6 protein-coding genes are annotated in these 3,734 nt (G+C 65.0%); 1 reads left to right on the forward strand and 5 read right to left on the reverse strand.

Going from position 1 to position 3,734, the window contains the following annotated elements; all coding sequences use genetic code 11:
- Window positions 1–26: 26 nt before the first annotated feature.
- The 5 genes from AC1D01_RS24770 to AC1D01_RS24790 all read right to left on the reverse strand — a co-directional run bounded on the left by AC1D01_RS24770 (window position 27) and on the right by AC1D01_RS24790 (window position 3,303).
- Window positions 27–557, reverse strand: a complete 531-nt coding sequence (locus tag AC1D01_RS24770) for a GNAT family N-acetyltransferase (protein WP_477871082.1) — start codon at window positions 555–557, stop codon at window positions 27–29.
- On the reverse strand, window positions 542–1,087 hold the full coding sequence (locus AC1D01_RS24775; protein ID WP_477871084.1) for a GNAT family N-acetyltransferase: 546 nt from the start codon (window positions 1,085–1,087) through the stop codon (window positions 542–544). The genes AC1D01_RS24770 and AC1D01_RS24775 overlap by 16 nt, the downstream gene beginning before the upstream one ends.
- Window positions 1,084–1,737: a c-type cytochrome gene (locus AC1D01_RS24780; RefSeq protein WP_477871086.1), complete on the reverse strand. Its 654-nt coding sequence runs from the start codon at window positions 1,735–1,737 to the stop codon at window positions 1,084–1,086. The genes AC1D01_RS24775 and AC1D01_RS24780 overlap by 4 nt, the downstream gene beginning before the upstream one ends.
- A 1-nt stretch (window position 1,738) precedes the next feature.
- Window positions 1,739–2,950 (reverse strand): PQQ-dependent sugar dehydrogenase, encoded by a 1,212-nt coding sequence (locus tag AC1D01_RS24785; RefSeq protein WP_477871088.1) that lies wholly within the window; start codon window positions 2,948–2,950, stop codon window positions 1,739–1,741.
- A gap of 134 nt (window positions 2,951–3,084) precedes the next feature.
- Window positions 3,085–3,303, reverse strand: a complete 219-nt coding sequence (locus AC1D01_RS24790) for a tautomerase family protein (RefSeq protein WP_465113265.1) — start codon at window positions 3,301–3,303, stop codon at window positions 3,085–3,087.
- A gap of 111 nt (window positions 3,304–3,414) precedes the next feature.
- Between AC1D01_RS24790 and AC1D01_RS24795 the strand changes: the two genes are divergently transcribed.
- Window positions 3,415–3,734: LysR family transcriptional regulator (locus AC1D01_RS24795; RefSeq protein ID WP_477871090.1), on the forward strand; the 320-nt coding region annotated here is incomplete at its 3' end.

Genomic DNA, 3,734 nt, shown 5'->3' on the forward strand with positions numbered 1-3,734 from the left:
GGGTTCGCCTTGCCACGCTTCTGGGCCTATCGCAGCACCTCACCGGGAATGGCCGCATACAGCCAGTAGTCGGTGGGCGTGCCTCGCACCAGCCTCAGATTGCGGACGAGGCCTTCTCGCTTGAAACCACAGTGCTCCAGCACGCGTTGAGATCGAACGTTCGGCAAGACGGTCGTGGCCTGGACTCTGTGCCACCCCTTGGCCTCGAAGGCCCAGAGCGTGGCCGCCCGGCACGAAGCCTTTGCGATGCCTTGGCCCCAATGGTCGGGTGCAACGTCGTACGTGACCTCTGCGGTGCCGAACGCAGACGAGATGGTGTGGAAGCCCACGGTGGCGACGATGACTTCGCTCCCTGGGCGAAGGAGCAAAAAGCGGATCGGTGTGTTGGGCTCGCCACCCAGCGTGCGTTGGATCTCGGCTTTGACGTCGTCCACGGTTTCAGCCGTGGAACTGGTGTGTTGCTTCACCTCGGGCAGGCACGCATAGCGCGCCCAGGATGCTGCATCCTCAAGCCGGGCGGGGCGGACCAAAAAACCTGGAATCAGCGGTGACTGCATGAGCTTGGGTTTCGATTGATCCAGTACCTGCACAGTCGCTCGTTGTAGAACTCTGAAAACGAGATCGAATCCAGCTCGCCGCCCTGGCGCTCGATCACTGCACGAGAGGCCAGGTTGTCCTCGGCCGCAAACAGCAGGAGCCTCGACAGACCCAAGGCTGATGCCTCGTCCAATGCGATGCGGAGTGCAAGGTGCCCGTAGCCCTTGCGGCGATGGCCAGGCGCGACGTCATACCCGATGTGCCCTCCGTGTCCCGCCAGGAATGGGGTGTCGATGTTGTGGCGCAAGCGAGTCACGCCGACCAGGTTCCCGGATGGAGCCATCAACCAGCGGTGCGTGCACGGCACCCATCCCTCTTTGAGATGGATGCCGGCCTCTTCGTCGATGAGGCTTCGAACGTATGAAGGAAAGTGCCCTTTGGCCGCCGCATAAAACTCGGCGTTCTCGGGATCATGAGCCTCGAAATCGGTGAGCATTGCCAGGAATGCGCTCTCGTGGCCGATCGATGGTGCAACTGCGACGGGATTCATTTGCCGGTGAAGTTCGCGACATAGTAGGCCAGCACGTCCAGGTCCTGCACCGGCACCTGGCTCAGCGCCTCGGTCATCGCCCGCGTGTAGCCGGGCCGGTCGCCCGACTTGAAGCCCTGCAGCGTTGCGCGCACGTAGTCCTCCTTCTGGCCGCCGATGCGCGGCACGCCCTGTCCGCCCGCCAGATCGGCGCCATGGCAGAACACGCACTTGTGCTGCTGCGCGAGGGCCTGCCCCTTGCTCATGCGCTCGGCATCGGGCGGTGCACTCGGCGCCGGCGCGGGCACCGGCGGCAGCGTGCCGATGAAGTCGGAGAAGCCTCGCAGGTCGGCATCCTTCATCGGCTTGGCCAACGCAATCATCGCGTCGTTGTTGCGACGGCCCTCGCGGAACAGGAACAGCTGCGTGATCGTGTAGAGCGACGGCTGGCCCGCCAGCACCGGCACGCCCGCCATGTCGCTGCGGCCGTTGGCGCCGTGGCAGGCGGCGCAGACGGTGCGGAAGCGTTCTGCATACTCGGCCGCACCGGCGGCAGCCGCCGAGGCGGCGCTCGCGCGGGCGGAGGGCTTCTTCGCCTGCGCCTGCGCGTGCCCCCACGAGGTCGCCATCAGCAGGATGGCCAAGGTCGCGCTGCGCTGCCAGGCCCWCACGTCACTTGCCCTTGCCGCTGTAGCTGATGCGGTAGATCGCACCGGCATGGTCGTCGCTGACGAGCAGCGAGCCGTCCTTCATCACGAGGAAGTCCACCGGCCGGCCGAGGTAGGTGTTGTTCTCGACGAAGCCCGTCATGAACGGCTCGACCTTGGCGCCGCCCTTGCCGTCCGGCCGCGCCACGTAGACGCCGTTGTACTTCTTCGTGCGGTTCCAAGGCCCATGGATGGCGATGAACATCGCGCCCTGGTACTTCGCCGGGAACATCTTGCCGGTGTAGAACTTCAGGCCGAGCGAGCCGGCGTGCGGGCCGAGCAGCGCGGCGGGCTTCACGAAGTCGTCGCACGACTTGCCCCACCCGAATTCGGGGTCGGGGATGTTGCCCTGGTGGCAATACGGATAGCCGAAGTGCTGCTTGCCGGGCTGCGTGACATGGTTCAGCTCATCGTTCGGGATCTCCTCGCTGAGCCAGTCGCGGCCGTTGTCGGTGAACCAGAGGTCACCGGTCTTCGGATCGAAGTCGAAGCCGACCGTGTTGCGCACGCCCGAGGCGATCGTCTCGATGCCGGAGCCGTCGAGCTTCATGCTGTAGATCTTGGCGTACTCGCCCGGGTCGCAGATGTTGCAGGGCGCGCCGATGTTGTAGTAGAGCTTGTCGTTGTGGACGCGCAGGAACTTCCAGCTGTGGTCGCTGCCGCCCGGCAGCTTGTCGTTCAGCACCGCGCTCGGCTCGCCGAGGTTGTCGAGCTTGTCCTCGACGTTGTCGTAGCGGACGATCTTCTTGTGGGTGGCGAAGTACAGCGAGCCCTTGTAGAACTCGATGCCGGTCGCCTGCTCGGTCTTGTCGATGATGACCTTCGGCTCGCGCTTGCCGTCGACCGCCTTCTCGGGCAGCACGTAGACCTTGTTGGCGACGAACAGCGTGCTGACGAAGATGTTGCCCTTGGCACCCTGGCGCAACTCGCGCGCATCGAGCACGCCCGAGGCCCAGGTCTCGACCTTGAAGCCGGGCGGCAGCTTGAACTTGCGGGTCGGCAGCTGGTCGGCCCCGGTGGGGATCGGAAACGCCGGCACCGGCGCCATCTTCATGGCCGTGTCGGTCTTGGGCCGGCCCTTGGCCCAGCCGGGTTCGGCCTCCTGGGCAGAAACCGCGACAGCCGCGCAAAGGAACGGCAGCGCGGCGACGAACGAACGCAAACGGATCTGATGCATGTCTCACTCCTGATGTGGTTGTGTGAGAAGCCATCGGCCCGCGTGGTGACGAGCCTGTGGCCTCTGCGGCTATCAGTGTCGCGAGGGGGCATCTTGAGTCATGACCGTGGCGCTGTCCACCCGCGCCCGGTCGCTCACCGGGCCTTCGGTGGCAAGCCCATCTTGGCCAGCGTCAGCGTCTCGTCGGCGCGACCCCAGCCGCCGTCGGCGACCTCTTCGACAAGCACCATCGAGAAGGGCCGGGCCTTCTCGCCGAAGTACTCGACGAACATGGCCGTGGTGCGGTGGATGATCTCTTCCTTGCGGGCGTGGTCGACGGTGCCCTCGGGGAATTTGAAGTTGGCGAATGGCATGGGGTTCTCCTGAGGAGTTCAGTGAAGGTGAAGGCATTCTTGTTGTTATCGAATGACGGATAAATGCCGCACGGATGCCATGTGAATTTCGCCATCGATAACAATTGAGGCATGGATCGCCTCGACACCCTGCTGCTGTTCACCCGCATCGTGGAGACCGGCAGCTTCAGCCGCGCCGCGGAGATGCTGGACATCCCGCGGCCCTCCGCCACCAACGCGATCAAGGAGCTGGAGAGCCGCCTGGGCGTGCGGCTGCTCGATCGCACGACGCGCCAGGTTCGCCCCACCCACGACGGATCGGCCTACTACGAACGCTGCGTGCACGTGCTGTCGGAACTGGACGATGCCGACGCTTCGCTCAAGCACGTGGCCGCCAACCCGCGCGGCACGCTGCGCGTGGACCTGCACGGCACCCATGCGATGCTGATCGT

This window comes from Rhizobacter sp. P3_B12, assembly GCF_056402895.1.

What these genes read in the sequence shown, in the direction of transcription:
- AC1D01_RS24785 (WP_477871088.1), bottom strand. Translation starts at nt 2,950, where the DNA reads ATGCATCAGATCCGTTTGCGTTCGTTCGTCGCCGCGCTGCCGTTCCTT.
- AC1D01_RS24770 (WP_477871082.1), bottom strand. Translation starts at nt 557, where the DNA reads ATGCAGTCACCGCTGATTCCAGGTTTTTTGGTCCGCCCCGCCCGGCTT.
- AC1D01_RS24790 (WP_465113265.1), bottom strand. Translation starts at nt 3,303, where the DNA reads ATGCCATTCGCCAACTTCAAATTCCCCGAGGGCACCGTCGACCACGCC.
- AC1D01_RS24775 (WP_477871084.1), bottom strand. Translation starts at nt 1,087, where the DNA reads ATGAATCCCGTCGCAGTTGCACCATCGATCGGCCACGAGAGCGCATTC.